This is a genomic window from Paenibacillus sp. FSL K6-1230 (assembly GCF_038002385.1).
Classification (GTDB): Bacteria; Bacillota; Bacilli; order Paenibacillales; family Paenibacillaceae; genus Paenibacillus; species Paenibacillus massiliensis.
In genome coordinates this window covers 426757-445778 of sequence record NZ_JBBOCK010000001.1, presented here as the reverse complement: position 1 = coordinate 445778, position 19022 = coordinate 426757, and the positions used below count along the sequence as shown (strand labels likewise).

Below are 19022 nucleotides of genomic sequence, written 5' to 3'. Positions count from 1 at the left end.
TATACCCCTATGGGGTATGTCAAGGGAGTCTATTGTCTTGCTCCTGAACACTTTCTCTCTTCCCGGTGCTATAACCCTGACTAGCTCCAGGCCAACATCTTCGTCTCCCGAAATCCGTTAGACTACCAGATCATTATCGCCCTATTCGGAAAGAATCAACCTGCATTCCTCAAATGACGCTGCACGAACAGGATATAACAGGCCAGTGCTGCCAGCTCCCCAATCGCGATGACCAGCGCCATCGGTATTGGCGTCGTTCCACTACCCAATCCCACTAGAGGAGACGTAATAGAGCCAATGAGGAGCGGTAGGAGACCGAGTAGTGCCGATGCACTGCCTGCATTCGCTCCCTGACTCTGCATGGCAAGAGATGTCGTCATCGTGGACACAATACCCACGGAAGCCACTACGAAGAATAATGGAATGACAATGGATATGAGTCCTCCACCCATTAAAGACACCAGAAGCAGCGCTACACCTGCAAGGGCCGCGATAATCAGACCAATGCGCAATAAGAGACCTTCACCCACACGTCCGGCTAGACGACCTGCCACCTGAGCAAAGAGGACAATGCCTATTCCGTTCAACGCAAAGAATAGACTGAAGCCCTGTGGCGTCACACCGAAGATATCCTGCAGCACGAACGGAGAACCGGCAATGTATGCGAACATGGAGCCTGTAATCAGGCCCTGAGACAATGCCAGCCCCATGAACATAGGATTCGCCGCCAATGCTCCAAAGGTCGACAGCGTCTGCTTCAGCCCTCCAGTAGAACGCTTGTCCTTCGCGAGCGTCTCAGGAAGTCCCAGCACAACCGCGATCAGCATGACGACTCCAATAATACACAGCACCATGAACACTCCACGCCAAGGCATGAATTTAAGCAGAAGTCCCCCAAGGACCGGGGCAGCGATAGGAGCCAGCCCATTCACGAGCATGAGGAGCGAGAAGAACCGGGTCAACGCAGGCCCTGAATAGAGATCGCGAGCAACAGCACGCGAGATGACAATCCCCGCTGAACCGGTAAGTCCTTGAATGAACCGTAGCACCAGCAAAATTCCGATATTAGGCGCAAATACACACAACAGCGAAGCAATGGCATAGAGCACCAGAGACACGATTAATGGCCCGCGGCGCCCTCGTACATCACTAAGTGGGCCAGCAATGAGCTGTCCGATTGCAAGCCCCAGCAGACAAGCCGTCAAGCTTAATTGTGCCAGTGAGGCTGTCGTCTGCAAATCTTGGGCCAGTATAGGCAATGAGGGCAGATACATATCAATGGATAATGGTGCGAAGGCGCTGAGTGCTCCCAGCACAAAGGCAATCCATAGCACACGTCCACCTTTTAATGGACTGGCTTGCATGGTAGTACTGGATGAAGATTTCATTATGTAAGATCCTCCTAATCACTTGCTGATCGAATTACTGAATCGAATCTCAAGCAACTCGATACCATTCATAGGCTTGCAAAGCCTGATTGTAGCATTATATACCCTACGCCTTGCGCACCGTCAATACCGCCAGACGTCCGAGAATCCTGTAACTATGGGCCAATCACATGATTGATCTGAGAATGAATCCAAAATTAGTCCATGTAGGGCCTGTTGCAGAATTTTTGTCTATTCTTCGACATGTAGCTGAATTTATCATGAGTTATATGTAACTATTGTTAATACAGCTTAGCTCAAAACAAAGGAGCGAGCAACCCAGTAACATTGCCTCGCTCCTTCGTCGATTGGTCAACCATCTTCTTATGTTGTGGTCTCTGTTACTTCGCTGCAGTCTCCGTTAATCCCATATCTTAGAGGGTTATCGTTTTCGTAGCAATATGCTCTTGGAAGGCTTGGTCATGCTCAACAAAAACCATTGTCGGCATAAAGTTTTTAATTAGCTCTTCTATTTGCATACGCGAATACACATCAATAAAATTTAGCGGCTCATCCCAAATATATAAATGCGCTTTTTCACATAAGCTTTTAGCAATAAGCAGCTTTTTCTTTTGTCCACCTGAATAGTGGGATAAATCCTTTTCAAATTGGATTCGGTCAAAATCCATTTTTCGCAAAATAGCTTTGAACAGCTGTTCATCAACCTGATTTTCTTCAATAAAGTCAGATAGCTTTCCCTTTAAATGAGAGGTGTCTTGTTGCACATAAGAAATGACAAGTCCTGAACCCACACTCAAAGCACCCGTATGCTGGAGCGGCTGCCCTAGAATCAGTTTTAGAATACTACTTTTCCCACTGCCATTCCTTCCCTCAAGCACCACACGATCTCCTTGTTCCACACAAAAGCTGATTGGCGTGTTCACAAATTCACCATCATACATCACAGCCACATCCACTAACTGTATTAGTTCCTTGGACTTGTATTCTAATGGCTCTACCTGCAATGCCTCTGTTTTTTCAACATTTTTTAGCAACTTCGACTTTTCTTCAATAGCCTTCTGTTGCCTTGATTCCAGGCTCTTTGCACGTTTCATCATTTTTGCAGCTTTATGCCCTACATATCCCTTGTCCAATTTAGAGCCGGAATTGGTTGTGCCATTTTTGGATGCTTCGACTTGATTAGACCAATTCGCCGAGCGCTTTGAAGATTGCTGCAGCCTTCCAATGTCTTTTTGCAAGCGTTCATTGGTTACTTCCTCATGCTCCTGCTGTCTATCAAAATTCAGCTTCCAAGAAGAATAATTACCACTTTGAACTTCTATATTGGCTCTGTTTATGGACAAGATGTGATCCACACAGCCATCCAAAAAATTTCTATCATGCGAAATTAGGATAAACCCTTTTTTCCTTTTCAAATAATTGGCGACCAACTTTCGCGCATGCGTATCCAGGTGATTCGTCGGCTCATCAATTAATAAAAATTGTCCTTCATTCAAAAAAAGTGCAGCAAGCAACACCTTTGTTTGTTCCCCGTTCGATAATGTCTCAAAGGGCCGGTACATCGCTTCGGCGTCCATATCTAGATAAGATAATTCTCGAAGAAATTCCCAATCTTCAGCCCGAGGGCAAATTTCGTCTAGTATTTCATGTGTAAATCTGCTTTTATCTGAAACTGGATATGGAAAATAATTAAATTCGACGGAAGAAATAATTGTTCCGCTGTAATCATATTTTCCTAATAGTAGATTAAAAAAAGTGGTCTTGCCTCGTCCATTTCGACCAATAAATCCGAGCTTCCAATCAGTATCGATTTGAAAGCTAACATCTTCAAAAATATAATCAAAGCTGCTTGGATAAGAAAACGTCAGGTTCTGTACTTGAATCATTGACATGTAAAAGTTCCTCCTTTTTATAACCCATTACTTCTTATAAAAAGTCGGTACATATCCATCTATTTTCATGTTACTCCGTATAAGTTGATGGATATCAACGACCTATACGGAGTAAATCATGTGTAACAATAGCGTCTGTACTCATGCCGCACCTCTCCTTTTGCATTCGGCCATGACTTTACGTTCGGTTAAGGATCAGGACTCCCCTTGATAATGAATACTTTCTCGATAAAAATACATAGGCTGAAACGGTACCCGCATCACAAGGTTTGATCCCACATAATCCTAACATGGCAAACGGAATACCATCAATTCCTGCTCCGGTTCCATGGATGTTCGAACGCCAGTCATAGGCACAAAAATAACATCTACTTCAAAAGAAGTAAAGCCTTATTCTCCTTGGTTGAAGATCAACATTTTAAAGCTAGATATATCTCCAATTCGGCTCCCTCCCCTCATTTACCTCAATAATTTGCAAATCATTCTGGCATTTTATCCTCCAATATACCGGAAATAACTATTAATTAAGGTTATCAGAGTCATACTCCTGATTTATATATTTAGAACAAATTGCTTAGTCCCCGAAAAAAATATAGAAGGATTTTCCATATATATGTCGAATATTTCTATTACACCTATTTTATGAAACTGGAGAGCTGCCATGGTCTATGACGGAATTATTATTGGTATTGTTGTCGGCTTATTTAGAGGTGGGTGGCAGCTTGAAGGGCTCCGCCGACTGGGTCAGCTGAGATTAAAGGCTGGTTGGGTATTCCCTCTGCTACTGCTTGTACAACTCGTTATTTTCTACCTGCAAGGCAAGTTCGCGTTACTGGCATCTATGAATGGCATACTGTTCATGGCAGTATATGTCACAGGAATGATCTTTCTGTGGCTCAATCGACATCATCCGGGATTTACACTCATTCTGATAGGCGTGCTGCTTAATTTTCTGGCCATGGCGGTCAATGGCGGGCGGATGCCTGTGTCTCTGACGGCTTCGACGATACTTGGTCCATATTATATGGAGCTGCTATCATCGGGGGAAGTCATATCCAAGCATGTCATGATGGACACCTCCACGCGATTACCCTTTCTCGGGGATATTATTCCATTATCCAGCCCATATCCACGAACACAGGTCATTAGTATCGGAGATGTCATTATGAATCTGGGAATCTTCTTTCTGATACAGCATTTGATGGTGCCCAAGAAGAAGGGATATAGTAGCGCTAATCCGCATCATGCCTGATTTCCATGCAAGATTGCCGGCACTAGCAGTCATCTTGCTGAAGCTATACTTCAAGAGAGGAGGTAATCCTAGATGAATTCGCTCAAATACTCTCGCGTCCTGATCAATGCCATCATTATTGTATCTGCTGTCATTGCCTTGACTTCCGGGTACAAGATCGGAGGCTAGCGACCAGTCTTGTTCCTGACAGATTGGACACAGGCTGGTTACCCAGCCTGTTTTTTTATTTTCTCATGGAAATGCTGATACATAACCATGGCAAGGAGAATCAAAATGAGGTTATTTAATCTGTTGCTTCCGCACGTCACACCGATCCGGATTTATATTCTCAGCATTTGCTTGCTCGGTGCCAGTGTCTTTACGTATGCGAATCATCTGTCCTTTCTCCATTATTCCCTGGAGCAATGGATAGTTGTGTATGCACTACTGGGCGCCGTAATGGTACTGGAGCACTTTACCTTCCAGATTCCCCCGGCGAGCAATAAGCAGTCTATGGACACCTCGGTATATCTGGCCTGCATTTTCGTATACAGCCTGGAGATGGCTATTTTCATCCTGCTGCTGAGCAGTATCATTGCGGCTGTGCGTGAACAATCGCTGTCATGGTGGAAGCACGCTGTCAATTTCTCCATCTACTCCATGTCCATGTTTGTAGCAACACAGGTATTTACAGCTAGCGGAGGACAGACAGGTCCGCTGGACAGCTCCCAGCTTGCGGCATATCTTCTAGCAATGATCAGTTATTTCGTCATCAATACGCTCACGCTCGGCTTGTACTTCTATATTGCCTACAAGGAATCCCTTAGCGAGCTTCGCAAAGCATTTTTTGCAGAATCCTTGCTTGTGTACGTATGCACTCTCCTTCTATCGCTCGTGCTGACGGTTCTGTTGTATCATAATGGATTCCTGGGACTGGCTATCTTTTTGGCACTCAGCAGTCTGCTCTCACATGCCTTCAAGCTGCTGTTCCATATGTTCCGTGATGTCGAGCAGAAGGCGAATGTAGACCAGAGGACCGGATTATTTAACCATACGCAGTTCGAGAATGTGTTGAATTGTAATGTGAAGACGGCGAGAGGACACAGCACTCCCTTATCCTTGGCGCTAATCGACATTGATGACTTCAAGGCGTATAACGACCATTTTGGCCATCTGAAAGGAGATCAGTTACTTGGATTTGTAGGTGCTCTGCTACTGAAGGAGACAGAAGATACCGATATTACAGCCTACCGCTATGGCGGCGAGGAATTCTCCCTGCTGCTCCCTGGATACCATGCTGATGAAGCCGCTCTCTTCGTCAATCGACTGCGCAAGCGTCTGAATGACTCTCTATTTGAAGGTGTGGAGATATTTCCACACGGCTGTCTGTCCTTCTCTGCGGGGATTGCCGAATATCGGATAGACATTTATGATAAATCACAGTTGGTAGAACGAGCTGATAAGGCACTCTATTATGCCAAAAGACAAGGGAAGAATACCGTTCATATCTCCGGCAGCCTCGACAACCTGGAGCGTGCCATTGATCTGAAGCAGGATATTAACGATATCGAGCAGCAGCTCAAGCTGTTCCTGTACAAGGACATCGACACCTTCAAGCACTCCAAACGGGTGTTCAAATACGCCAACGATATCAGCAAAGTACTGAACCTCAGTCCTGAAGAGAGATCCCGCTTCGTGCTGGGGGCCCTGATTCATGATATTGGTAAGCTGGAAATACCTTGGTCGATTCTGAACAAGAAGGAGCCACTGACCTGTGACGAATGGAATATGGTGAAGGGACATGTAACCTGGGGTAAACGTATAGTAGAGGCGAATGGCCGCTTCGCAGAGCTCATCCCCTTCATCGAGCTGCACCATGAGCGTTATGATGGCGGCGGATATCCTTATGGCTTTGCCGGCGAAGAGATTCCCTGGCTATGCAGGATGCTAACCATCATTGATTCCTTTGACGCCATGACGACAGAGAGACCCTACCAACGAACGAAGACCTTCGATGAAGGCCTGGACGAGCTACGTAAATGCTCCGGCACCCAATTCGATCCGGTCCTTACAGAGATTTTCATTGAATACATCACAAGCATACGCCCTGTATCGGATCAGGTATAGAACCTGAATTCGACAGTAAAGGAGAGTACATGACCTACAGAGATATCAAGCGGATGATTCTGTTCATTCCTGCAGTTACAGTCGGATTATGGGAGTATGTTCGACATCAGTTCCTGATGCCCTACATTTCTATGGAACTCGGCAATTGGCTGACCCCTGTTATTCTACTCCTCGTCAGTATTACGCTGCTGAACAGGCTGTTCCATATGATGGAGACGGCACGAGCGGAGCTGGAGCGTGAACGGGCTGCCAAGGACCAGCTGGAGTCCAGAGAGCTGCTTGCAAGAGAGCTGCATGATGGTATTGCTCAGTCCCTTTTTCTACTATCGGTAAAGGTGGATAAGGCAGAACGCTCAGCAGAAGCTGCAGCCTTACCGCAATTCTGGAGCGGCATCCGCAAGACTCTACATGAAATGGATCGCTATGTCCGCCAGGCCATCTCCAATCTGAGAGAGGTCGAGCCTACACATCCGTCAGCGGAATTCTCCGCATTGCTGCAGCGCGTAGAGGACATTACGAGGGATGTCTACCCGCAGGCCGGACTAGACTGGGACATTCAAGACAAGCAGCTTACTGCCTTGGAGCAGATTGAACTGCTTGCCTGTATAAGAGAAGGGCTATTGAATGTCCGAAAGCATGCTCAAGCCACAGAGGTGAACGTAAAGGGTGAACGTCTGCCGGGGCAGGGCTGGAGAGTCATTATTGCCGATAATGGCGTAGGATTCGACGATCATCCTCTGGAGCGTAAAGACCACTATGGACTACAAATCACCAAAGAACGCAGTGAGAGACTCGGCTGGATGTTCCGATTCGTCCGATCGAATGGCCAGACAACACTTGAAATCAGCAAGGAGGTACAGGCATGAATCTACCTGTCCGCGTTATGATCGCCGATGATTCTGCACATGCACGTGAAGCTGTACGGGACATTCTGTCTGAAGACGACTCCTTTGAGATTATTGCCGAAGCCTCCAGTGGGGCCGAAGCATTAACGTTGACCGAGGAGCTGATGCCCGACGTGCTGCTAATGGACATACGCATGCCCGATATGAACGGACTAGAAGCTACGAGCTTGATCAAGCTGCGCTTTCCATATGTCAAGATTGTGATTATTACCGTATCGGACGATGTAACGCACCTGTTCGAAGCGTTGAAGCGGGGAGCTCAGGGATATTTATTGAAGAATCTGTCTCCCTCCACTTGGCTGGAGTACCTGCAAGCCATCGTAAGGGAAGACGCGCCACTCAGCCGAGAGCTGGCTTATCGGATACTGCAGGAATTCCCAACCTCACCGAAGGGGAACGAGGCAGCACATGGCTTGACTGCACGCGAGCGCGAGATTCTCAATTGGGTCGCTTCAGGCAAGACCAATCGTGAGATCGGCGAAGGCCTCTTCATCTCGGAGCAGACCGTGAAGAATCATCTCAAGAACATCCTGCACAAGCTGCAGTTGGAGAATCGAGTACAGCTTACGCGTTATGCCATCGAGCAAGGCCTGGTCGAGCGCGACCCCGGAACTCCCCGGTAATGATTTTGGCTCAGCTATCCAAATGAACAATGGCTCTAATGCAGCGTGATTCGATACTTACGAGAAGTCATAACATAGACTCATGCTATAAACACATACTAAAGACGCATACTATACACGCAGAGATTAGACCAAGAGGCCGTGCACAGGAGGTGCAAAGGTGGATCTGCTGTTATCGTAGTGCGTCTTTTTTGCCTATTTTTCATATAATCGTCAAATTTAATCGTATAAAACACACCTTTATAGCCCTATATGGTGATGTTCGCACTTGCCAGCAAGACTTTATAATGAACTTTCGTATACTAGCATTGGAACTAAATTTTTTTTAAGGGAGGTCGCGTGACTCATGCTCATCATACACCGTCGGGCAGTGACCATCCTGATCACCGTCCTTTGCATGTTAGGCATACTGGGGTTACCTGGGGTCGCTTGGGGACATGCCTCACTGATCCAATCCTCTCCAGAAGCCAATGCGGTACTTGAGGAGGCACCCGAACGAGTTGAGCTAACCTTCAACGAACCGCTACAGACTGCGTTCATGTCCATTCAGGTGACGAATCAGGATGGGCAGCGTGTAGATACAGGTGAAACCAGACTCTTGCCGACTAACTCCAGCGTTATGGAAGGGGATCTGAAGACCGATCTGCCCTCCGGGGTCTACACCATACAGTGGCGGGCAATCTCTGCGGATGGGCACCGAATTGAAGGGATTATTCCGTTTCAAGTTGCTCTGGCTGGTCAGACCGGGGAACTCCCCCTGACTACAACGCCGATCAGCTCTGGCGAGACTGAGCAGACTCGTATCGACCTCGTTCTGATTCGCTGGCTGATGTACCTGGGGATTTCGATGCTCTTTGGAGGGCTTGTGTTTCGACTGTATGTACTACAACAGGGCTGGGGTACCACAGACTCCGGGAAGGACAGCAGCATTGATAAGCAAACAGCCAGAAACAGGCTACGAGCACTGACCATTCCACATCTCCCTGCCTTGTTATGGAGCGGATATGCCGCTCTCACTGTTGCCGTAATTCTGGCGCTTCCCCTTCAGGTATCCTGGGATGCTGCTGTACCTATCGCCCAAGGATTCAGTGGGCAACTCATCGGAGAGGCACTACGCTTCACTCATGCAGGCCAGCTATGGTTCGTTCAAGTTATGCTGCTGCTGATCATCAGTGTCACTATGATCTATGCAAACGACCGTGAGCAGCCTATTGCCAAGCAACGCCGATACGCACACTTTACTGTGATTCTGACTCTGGCTATTATGCTGGCCAAGGCCTCAGTAGGGCATGCAGCAGCGGCTTCGTTGCCTATAGCAGCCATTCTGGCTGATTGGGTACACTTTGCAGCAGCAGCCTTCTGGATCGGATCGCTTAGCGTGATGCTGATCTGTATGAGCGTACAACGGCGTGTAATGGCCCCCGAGGAGCACAAGCTCCTCATGGGTGACCTGCTGCGAGGCTTCGGCGGCTGGGGCATTGTGGCGACAGCGCTGTTGCTTGGGACGGGGGTTTATACCTCATTTGAATACCTGCCTTCACTAGAGGCACTCGTATCGACTGGTTACGGCTGGACCCTGCTAGGCAAAGCCCTCCTGATGCTGATGATGCTCGGGATTGCAGGCATTCAGTTCCGCAGGGTGCGCAAGCCACAGGAAGTCCCCCCGGTAGGTAAGGGTATCCGATGGGAGCTGGGGGCCGGGATCGCTGTCCTGCTACTCGCAGCACTGTTGACTCATTTGTCACCTACACCGGCTCCATCTACAACTACATCTCCATCTCCGGTAGCCAGCGCTTCCTTCCAAGCTACCCAGACGGATGAAGCCAATCATCAGGTCACATTGACTGTCCAACCGACGCGGGTCGGCAGTAGCACCCTCGGGGTAACGTTCACGGATCAGGCAAATGTGCCTGTCGAAGGCATACAACAGGTGACGCTGACCCTTATACCGGAGCAGGCTGAGCGCACAGCACAGGAGATTATCATACCTGCCCAAGCAGAACAGCCGTTCACAGCCACAGAAATCTTGCCTGTTGCCGGAAATTGGACCATACAGGTACACGCCTTGACGGCATCTCTGGACTCTATTGATGCGGAGTTCACCGTTGCCGTATCTGCCGACTAAGCTACGAGCGCATGTAATTCGGCCCTTGAACTTACATCGGAGCTTTACAACGCCCTTTTGCTTGATTTTGTCTGTAACAATTAACGAAGTATCCTAATTCAATCATAAAGAGAGGTATTCAATATGTTCACACGATTCAAGAAGCACTCCCGTCCATTCACCAAGCTCATGGCAACGCTGACTACAGCTACTGCAGCGATGCTGCTGTTCGCTGGCATTGCTAGTGCTCATGTCACTGTTACCCCTGCGGTATCCAAACCTGGTGCCTGGGAGACCTATACAATGAAGGTCCCTGTAGAGAAAGAGGTTGCTACCAACAAAGTCGCGTTGAAGGTGCCTGATAATGTAGATTTCAAACAATATGAGCCCGTGCCTGGCTGGACTGTCGCCATTGACCGCAATGCGGCGGGAAAGGTCGACACCGTCACCTGGACATCCGAAGGAGATGGTATTGAAGCTGGTCAGTATCAACGCTTCAGCTTCGTAGCAGTTAATCCCTCAGGAGATGCAGATGTCACCTGGAATGCTTTCCAATACTATGCTGATGGAAGCATCGTTGAATGGACCGGCGGGGAAGGCTCCCAACGTCCCCATTCCATCACCAAGGTCACTGCTGATGATACTGCAGTAGCGGATACAGGACATTCCCACGGTAACGCGGATGGCCATCATACTGAAGGGGATCTGAGCGGGGGCACTACAGGATCAGCAGACAATAATGAGGCCTCCAATGATACGGCAGCTACAGATTCATCGACAGGTAGCACAGCACCAGAAATTGCCGAGGAGCAAGCTGGTACTCCAGCGCAGACGGATGCTAGCACTGGACAGACAGCATCTGGCACGGAGACTGCTGCTTCTCCTATGAACACGAGTACAACTGTAATCAGTATTGCTGCTCTTGTCATTTCACTGGCAGCTCTGACGCTAGCGATCCGTAATCGTCAACGTCGATAATCCAGACACGACAATAAGAAAAACGTCTATCGTCGTACTTTCTCAGAAGACAGACCGCATTTAATTGAAGTTTTTCTTGCGATGATTGAATAGTTCAACTCCGCTGAAAACTTATATATTCAATCATCTAAAGAAAAACGTCTATCGTCGTACTTTCTCAGAAGACAAACCGCATTTAGCTGAAGTTTTTCTTGCGATGATCGTATGGTTCAGCTCCGCTGAAAATTTATATATTCAATCATCTAAAGAAAAACCTCTATCGCCGTACTTTCTCAGGAGACAGACCGCATTTAGCTGAAGTTTTTCTTGCGATGATCGTATGGTTCAGCTCCGCTGAAAATTTATATATTCAATCATCTAAAGAAAAACGTCTATCGTCGCACTTTCTCAGAAGACAGACCGCATTTAGCTGAAGTTTTTCTTGCGATGATCGTATGGTTCAGCTCCGCTGAAAATTTATATATTCAATCATCTAAAGAAAAACCTCTATCGCCGTACTTTCTCAGGAGACAGACCGCGTTTTGTTGATCTAAAAAAACACCGCTTCTTTCGACAGGTGTAGCACACAAGGTGCTCGCATCGCCGAAGAGAAGCGGTGTTTTTTTAAGGGATCAGCTCTCCCGAACCTTGAAGAAGGAGATCAGTTCCTGTAGCTGTTGCGATACCGTAGACAGCTCATCAGAGGCCGTCACGATCATCGCCATGGAGGCTTCCTGCTCTGCCGTAGATTCCTGAATTTGCTTGCTGCTGTTCGCAGCCTTACTTACACTAATAGATAATTCCTCCGCAGTCGCTGTCATTTCCTGAGTACTTGCGGATATTTCTTCAGTAGAGCTGGAGATATCTTGTATCTGGTTAGCAACTTTATTCGTGGCTGCCATGATATTCTCGAAGAATTCACCCGTCTCTTGAGTGACATTCAGGCCCTTGTCGACCTCAATCGAACCCTGCTGCATGGCCACTGCTGATTTCCCAATGTGCTCTTGAATCTCGTCAATCAATCCACGGATTTGCTGCGCTGATTCCTGCGACTGCTCAGCCAGCTTGCGAACCTCCCCGGCTACTACAGCGAAGCCTCTACCCTCTTCCCCTACACGCGCGGCTTCAATCGAGGCATTCAACGCCAGCAGGTTGGTCTGATTGGCAATCTCCGTAATCATATTCACGATGCTGCTAATCTCATTAGAGCGATTCTCCAGCGAACGGATCGAGCTTGAAGTGTTGTGCACGGCGTCAGAGATTAGGTTCATCTGCTGGATGACCTGACTCATCCGTTCATGACCCGCGCGGGAACGCTCCTCCATACCTAGAGCCTCATCTGCCACATCTGCGGAGCTACTGGCGATCGTCTGTACTACGGTTGACATCTCTGCCATGGATCGCGCACTTTCGATCGTCGCCTGATCCTGAGAGTTAAGCCCTGTGGAAATCTCTCGAATATTGCCACTAATCCGTTGAATGCTGCTGTTATTGGTCGCTGAGATCTCCATCAGGCTTTGGGACGAGCTTGACAGCTGACCTGCGGTTACTTGAACCTTATAGATCGTATCATTGATCCGCCCGATCATCTCATTGAACTTCTGGTTGATGACACCCAGATCATCTTTTCCCGTCTCTATTGCGATATCCAGATTCCCTGTGCTCACTTCCTCGATGCCCTGCATCAGATTGCGAATCGGACGCAGCGTCTTCTTCAGCAAAATGAACTGCAACACGATACACAGCAGCAGGAAGGCCACCAGGAAAATAGAGCCGTAAGTAAGCATCTTGTTCAGTCCCTTAGGCACGGCACTCGCATCAATATCGAAATAAAGTGCTCCGATCAACTGACCTTGGTCATTTTTGACGGGATAGATCATCGTTGTCCAGGTTCCGTAATCGTCGGTATAGAAGGTACTGAATGAAGGCTTGTCATCCTTCATCATATGTTCAAGAGCCGCCACATTCTCCTGAGGCAAAGGATACATGGCACCTGCTGGCAGGTTATCCTTCTCAAACGGCTCTACAAGATTCGTAGGAATTGCAATGACGGAGGTATGGTTACCGCCCTCAAGCTCTACCCCAAAAATATAGGCCTGTGCAATGTTAGGATAGAACTCATGAATCGAATCCAGGTAATCCCTCAACTCCTTTTGCACAGGACCTGCATAGCTTTTTTCATCTATTGCTGCAACGACCTTGCTTACGTCCAGATCATTGGACCACTTCAGAGTCATGACTTCAGCCTGATCATACAGTTGCTCCACCAGTATACTTTTCTGAAGCTGGTAGCTTGATGTAATTAATATAACGCCGATAAGAACAATACTTCCGAAGGAAATCACAAGATTTTTTACAAAAAACGGGAGCGTACTCCACCGTAACCTATTAAACAAGACGACTCACTCCTCCATAATATGTTGAAAATGGACAAAATAATACTTCTTCTACGGACCCACTATCCGAATTAGCTTACTTCAAAAGGTATAGTAATCATGTTGTGTCTTTTCTATAAGCGTCTACATACTCTCTAAATACTTCTATCTAGTCATGGTTATGTATTGTTCTCAAAATATGGGCCTTCTGGACTCATGTACTAGGACCTCCAGACTTATAGTATTCATGGAATATATCGAGATCAAGCTATATTTATGTTAGTTACATCGAAAAAAACGGTCCTTTAGAACTAAAATATTATCCTTTTTTTCGACATCTTTTTCACTTTTATACTCCTTTCCTTGCATACATGCCGCTGCCACCATTGAGTGCATTCTATCGCTGCATAACGCAAAAAAAGCTGCCGAAGGACGAGTGCACGCATCCCTTCCTGACCAGCAGCTTTGATGACTATCCACACTTACTTTACCTATATTTGCATAAAAAATTGCATCTTTGCTATCAACCCGACCTACACTCCAGTCTGCTTTCTTCCAAACACCCGATCTTATAACGTCGCCGATCTCCACGACACACTTGTCTTACTCCACTCTCACCACTTCACTTAACTTACTCAAGGATCATACGGATGCCTGTTAATACAATCCCGATTAAAAAGCCCGTCAGCGCGCCATTAATTCGAATCCACTGTATATCCTGGCCCAATTTATCCTCCATCAACGCGATTAAGGTGTCGTTATCCATTTTATCCACGTTCTCACGTACCAGCTTGCCGATCTTTCCATGATTAGCTTCTAGAAGTCCTGTGACAAGGTCCACTGCCTGGGAATTCAGCTTATCCAGTAATCCTTGCTCCTGGCGCACATAATCAATCATCCGCCCAACGACAGGCAGTAGATGACGCTCTACATAGGCTCCATCCTCCATCCCTGCCAGCAATCGGGTACGTAGCTCCTCCAGCTTGGCATGAATAAGCTCCTCACCTTGCCAGGAAGCGGCCCAATCTGCCTTCCAGTCGTTCAGACCTTCATACAGCGTATCGTCTGTCGCGAGCCTTCTGACCTGCTCCTTCATCGCTCTCAGGACTGCCTCCCGGCGTGGATGGGATTGCATTCGCAGTTCATCGATTCGCTCAAGCAGAAAATGACGAATCATCTCGCCCATACGCTCCTCATTCAGATAGCCCATAAATGCATTCACCGCGAACTGCATCAGCCCATTAAGCTGGAGGCCAGCAATGGCCTGCATCCCCATGGAGCCTAGCGTATATTGACTATCCGGCTTCATTAGCCAGGATTCAGCCTGCCCCAGAGCATAGTCAAGCACCTTGGAATCGTAGCTCTTGTCCACGATTCCCTTCGCCAATTGCTCCAGGATTGGCCTTGTATCCATAGCTGTGACCTGATGGCGAATTTCTGCAGTGAGCACAGGCACCAGCCCCTCGAGCGGAATGTGCTCAACCAGCCGCTTTGCTATATGGTCGATGGTCTTGGAGGCCTGTGGAGTCTCCAATCCTTTTTCCAGCGCATTCACCACCAGCTCAGCCAGACGAGCTCCATGGATCTTGGAGGAAATACTTTCCTTGTTCAAAAGATTATTCTCTACAGTATTAACAAGTGCATCCGTTAGCTTCTCACGATTCTTTGGTAATAGTGCTGTATGGGGGATAGGAATCCCCAGCGGATGTCGGAACAACGCGGTGACTGCGAACCAGTCCGCTAATCCTCCAACCATGCCTGCTTCGAATGCGCCCGTCACAAGACGGACACCTGGTATATGTTGAAAAGGTAACGTAGCCGCGAAGCCCGCCCCCATAATGACAAGCGACCAGGTGGCCGCCTTCTTGGTCTGTTTCGGTTTTGCCATGTTCATCCTCCATCATTAAGCCTGCAATCATCCTTTGGAACCATATTATCACCGTCCGTGGAAAATCCCAAATTTCAACGTTATTTTCTGCCCAGATGCAGCTTGTATCCGTTAAAATAAGGGTAAATATATAAGGCCGGACTTTCCGGTGTACCATGACAGTGAGGGAGGAATTCAAGTAATGAAGCATTTGCAGGATACAGTCACTTTGAATAACGGCGTCAAGATGCCTTGGTTCGGTCTGGGCGTCTGGAAGGTTGAGGATGGGCAAGAGGTCGTGGACACCGTCAAATATGCCATTCAATCGGGCTACCGCAGCATTGATACAGCTAGAGGCTATAATAATGAAGAGGGCGTCGGCCAAGGCATTCGCGAAACCGGTGTTCCTCGGGAGGATCTGTTCATTACCTCCAAGCTCTTCAATAAGGATCAGGGCTATGAATCCACACTGGAAGCCTTCGAGGGTAGCATGACCCGTCTGGGCTTGGAGGTGCTGGATTTGTATTTGATTCACTGGCCTGTCAAAGGAAAGTACAAGGATACTTGGAGAGCCATGGAAAAGCTATATAAGGAAGGGCGTATTCGCGCCATTGGCGTAAGTAATTTCCAGATTCATCATCTGCAGGACCTGATGAGCTCCTCCGAGATCATTCCGGCTGTGAATCAGGTAGAGTTCCATCCCCAGCTCACACAAGTGGAGCTACGACGCTTCTGCAAGGAGCAGGGAATTCAGCTTGAAGCCTGGTCCCCGCTTGGTGGTGGTGCTCTCCTGGACAACAGTACGCTTAAGGACATTGCAGCGAAGTACGGAAAATCAGTAGCACAGGTGATCCTGCGTTGGGATCTGCAGCATGGTGTCATTACAATCCCCAAATCTGTCCACGAGGAGCGTATTCGAGCCAACGCTGACATCTTTGATTTCGAACTGACTCCAGAGGATATGAAGCAGATCGACGCATTAAATGAGGACAAGCGCACGGGCCCGGACCCGGATAATTTTAATTTCTGACCATTTCAAAACTATTGCTAGCTTTAATGATTGATGGGATCGTGATTAAGCTCGGGGTAGCCTTATCAGCTGCCCCGATATTCGAGGACCAGATGACGAAGTATCAGGGCAATGGATATGCCAACTTCCAAGTCTATAGCCCCATCATCCTTCGGTGGGAATCATTCAATAATGTTGGTGATGTTGGTCATTTTGGGTGATGCTGGTCAGGTTGACCAGACTGAAGGTCACATGATTTCCATAGTAAATCTCTGTATAATGAGCTTCATAAGAGCAAGCTGTAGCATACATAGACTGGCAAGGAACCCGTTCAGGGCAAGAGCTAATCCTTTAGCCTTGACTGGCATGTTTACAGCCGCAAATAAGCGGTACTTAGTGTGATTAGAGATCAGATACAGGAAGGATGACTCGAATGACTGACAACATGGAGGATACGGTAGCCGAGAATGAATATGGCTTTGCCGCAATATATAGTGTAGAGCTGCTGCTCAAGGAGCCGCCAGTGCTTCAGAGGGACAAGCTTTACGCCAAAATTCAAGAATACACAGGCCCGCTTAACCAAGGGAATGAGAAAAATGGAGCCGCAACGAGTGAGGAGAATCTTGCTGTGTGGGAGCCTAACGAAGAGCATCCAGAAGCATTGCTACATTTCTTCCATCTCAATTATATGGTTGAATATGAGGATGGCTCGTTACCTGCGCAGACTGCGATCGTCCCGCTGGATAGAGCGTATGATCCCTCTACGTATACAACTGCTACTCAACAGGCCTGGCACTGGCCGGATGCAAGAGAAGCTGTGGAGCGTAGCTCCTATTCGTTGATCCTGCATGATCTGGTAGCCTCAGGCTTGCCACACCAGCGAAGACTGGAGCTGTTCACTGGCGTGCTGAAGGCGCTCCTGGAGACCTTGCCTTGTGAGGCTGTGTACTGGAGAGGCAGCGATAAGCTGGTGGAGCCACAAGCCTATCTCGCAGCGCTGGAGGATGGTCAGCTGCTATATGGTGCGCTCAACATCAGGATGTATCAGGCACCAGCTCCCATCGAGGGCAGATCGGATCTGGTCATGGACAGCTGTGGGCTGGCCGCTCTCGGGATTCCTGACGTGCAGTGCCACTTCCATTCCCTTGAGCCTAACGAGATGGCGGGCTTCCTGCTGAATATTGCCCACTATCTCTTCAATCAGGGAGATGTGATCTCCGATGGCGAGACAGTAGGCTACGATGAGGAGCAGCGCTGGGTATGTGAGCATCAATACTCGCTCGTTCAGCCCCGCAGAATCGTGCTCGACATTAATCCTGGACCTCAGCATTATGCAGGTACCTAACGTTGCCTAATCCTTAGGTGATCTGTTCATGCAAGAAATTCTCATACAATTAAGTTTCATACAAGAAAAGCACCTTTACGACAAATCTCTGCTAAAGATTATTAAAGTCTTAAAGCCTACTATTTAAAAGCGTCCTTCCCGCCGAGTACTAAGCTCAGTCTGAGAAGGACGCTCTTCTTTGAAAAAAGTATGCCCTCATTCCTACATCCCCCGCGTATCCCTAACAACACACCTTCAATTCCTGAGGATGTGCTCAAATATTGAAGGAAATACGCCATCTGGCACAGCCTTAACGCGAGATCAGCTTGAAGTCATCAAAGTGGAACCCAGGAGCTACAACACAAGTGACGAGTACAGGCTCATCACCGAGTGGACGAGCTGTCTGCCACACACCTCCAGGCACTAGTCCTTGTGGGGATTGGCCAGCAGCCACATCTGCCCCAAGAATAATAACGGTCTCCTCACCAGGATTCTCGCCATTGCCCCCAAGCTTCAGCTCGATGGGACTACCCGAATGGTAGAGCCACAGCTCATCAGAATGTACAACATGCCACTCCGAGAACTCACCTGGATGCAGCAAAAAATACGTAGATGAGGCTGCAAATCTTGGCCCCGAATAAATATCCGGAAGCACTGGCTTAGGAATCTGGAAGCTCGCCTTCCACATTTCTTTGTACCAACCACCCTCAGGATGAGGCTCCATATCAAGGGCCGCTACAAGCGGAGAGATTTCTTTGCTCATTACAATTACCTTCTTTCAGCTAATTCATTTTAGTTCATACTTATTCATCTTTTATGTCATCCATATCTTGCAATTGGGATACACAGAAGCCGAAGCTCACTTATTAATGTAAAACATGAAGCTGCATTTGTCACGTATGCAATAGGCCCTGTAGCGTTTGAGAGCAATATATGTCATGTTTTCGAACGAAACACTTGGTAACCGCGTTGTATTTGTAAATTTTTATAATATTTTGACATAAATCAAAAATTAAATGTAATAAACCTAACTTGAAACTATCTAATATTTGACCTAATGTATATAAAATAAGTTTATTAGGGGTTTTAATGTTATATTAATTGACGGAAAATTATTGTAATTATCCCTTTGTCATTGTATCATTAGTTAACTATTTTCTATTTTTGCTTTCTTTTGGATGATTCGAACGATTCTACACTACGTTGGATTCGTCAAGGTA

Annotated in this window: 13 protein-coding genes; 8 read left to right on the top strand and 5 right to left on the bottom strand. The window is 47.5% G+C overall.

The window, feature by feature from the left end:
- Window positions 1-155: 155 nt before the first annotated feature.
- Together MKX74_RS02005 and MKX74_RS02000 are read right to left on the bottom strand one after the other, a co-directional pair.
- Window positions 156-1388: a multidrug effflux MFS transporter gene (locus MKX74_RS02005; RefSeq protein ID WP_341177324.1), complete on the bottom strand. Its 1233-nt coding sequence runs from the start codon at window positions 1386-1388 to the stop codon at window positions 156-158.
- Window positions 1389-1801: 413 nt separating this feature from the next.
- Window positions 1802-3280 (bottom strand): Lsa family ABC-F type ribosomal protection protein, encoded by a 1479-nt coding sequence (locus MKX74_RS02000; protein WP_341177323.1) that lies wholly within the window; start codon window positions 3278-3280, stop codon window positions 1802-1804.
- A gap of 661 nt (window positions 3281-3941) precedes the next feature.
- Here MKX74_RS02000 and MKX74_RS01995 point away from each other — a divergent pair.
- From MKX74_RS01995 to MKX74_RS01970, 6 genes are all read left to right on the top strand, one after another.
- Window positions 3942-4532, top strand: coding sequence for a DUF5317 domain-containing protein (locus tag MKX74_RS01995; RefSeq protein WP_341177322.1), 591 nt, complete (start codon window positions 3942-3944; stop codon window positions 4530-4532).
- Window positions 4533-4805: 273 nt separating this feature from the next.
- Window positions 4806-6638 (top strand): bifunctional diguanylate cyclase/phosphohydrolase, encoded by a 1833-nt coding sequence (locus tag MKX74_RS01990; protein ID WP_341177321.1) that lies wholly within the window; start codon window positions 4806-4808, stop codon window positions 6636-6638.
- Window positions 6639-6667: 29 nt separating this feature from the next.
- Window positions 6668-7504: a sensor histidine kinase gene (locus MKX74_RS01985; RefSeq protein WP_341177320.1), complete on the top strand. Its 837-nt coding sequence runs from the start codon at window positions 6668-6670 to the stop codon at window positions 7502-7504.
- Window positions 7501-8166, top strand: a complete 666-nt coding sequence (locus MKX74_RS01980; protein WP_341177319.1) for a response regulator transcription factor — start codon at window positions 7501-7503, stop codon at window positions 8164-8166. Before MKX74_RS01985 ends, MKX74_RS01980 begins: the two co-directional genes overlap by 4 nt.
- A gap of 346 nt (window positions 8167-8512) precedes the next feature.
- On the top strand, window positions 8513-10291 hold the full coding sequence (locus MKX74_RS01975; RefSeq protein ID WP_341177318.1) for a copper resistance CopC/CopD family protein: 1779 nt from the start codon (window positions 8513-8515) through the stop codon (window positions 10289-10291).
- A gap of 123 nt (window positions 10292-10414) precedes the next feature.
- Entirely contained in the window at window positions 10415-11248 is an 834-nt protein-coding gene (locus tag MKX74_RS01970) for a YcnI family copper-binding membrane protein (protein WP_341177317.1), read from the top strand.
- Between the two features lie 611 nt (window positions 11249-11859).
- Here the strand turns inward: MKX74_RS01970 and MKX74_RS01965 are convergent.
- Window positions 11860-13623 (bottom strand): methyl-accepting chemotaxis protein, encoded by a 1764-nt coding sequence (locus tag MKX74_RS01965; protein ID WP_341177316.1) that lies wholly within the window; start codon window positions 13621-13623, stop codon window positions 11860-11862.
- A gap of 610 nt (window positions 13624-14233) precedes the next feature.
- The gene (locus MKX74_RS01960; protein WP_341177315.1) at window positions 14234-15490 is read right to left on the bottom strand and encodes a DUF445 domain-containing protein; all 1257 of its coding nucleotides are present in this window, start codon (window positions 15488-15490) and stop codon (window positions 14234-14236) included.
- A 181-nt stretch (window positions 15491-15671) separates the two neighbouring features.
- Between MKX74_RS01960 and MKX74_RS01955 the strand changes: the two genes are divergently transcribed.
- Together MKX74_RS01955 and MKX74_RS01950 are read left to right on the top strand one after the other, a co-directional pair.
- Entirely contained in the window at window positions 15672-16499 is an 828-nt protein-coding gene (locus MKX74_RS01955; RefSeq protein ID WP_341177314.1) for an aldo/keto reductase, read from the top strand.
- A 412-nt stretch (window positions 16500-16911) separates the two neighbouring features.
- Window positions 16912-17823 (top strand): DUF4261 domain-containing protein, encoded by a 912-nt coding sequence (locus MKX74_RS01950; RefSeq protein WP_341177313.1) that lies wholly within the window; start codon window positions 16912-16914, stop codon window positions 17821-17823.
- 289 nt (window positions 17824-18112) lie between these two features.
- Here the strand turns inward: MKX74_RS01950 and MKX74_RS01945 are convergent, their stop codons facing one another.
- Entirely contained in the window at window positions 18113-18565 is a 453-nt protein-coding gene (locus MKX74_RS01945) for a cupin domain-containing protein (protein WP_341177312.1), read from the bottom strand.
- Window positions 18566-19022: the final 457 nt, after the last annotated feature.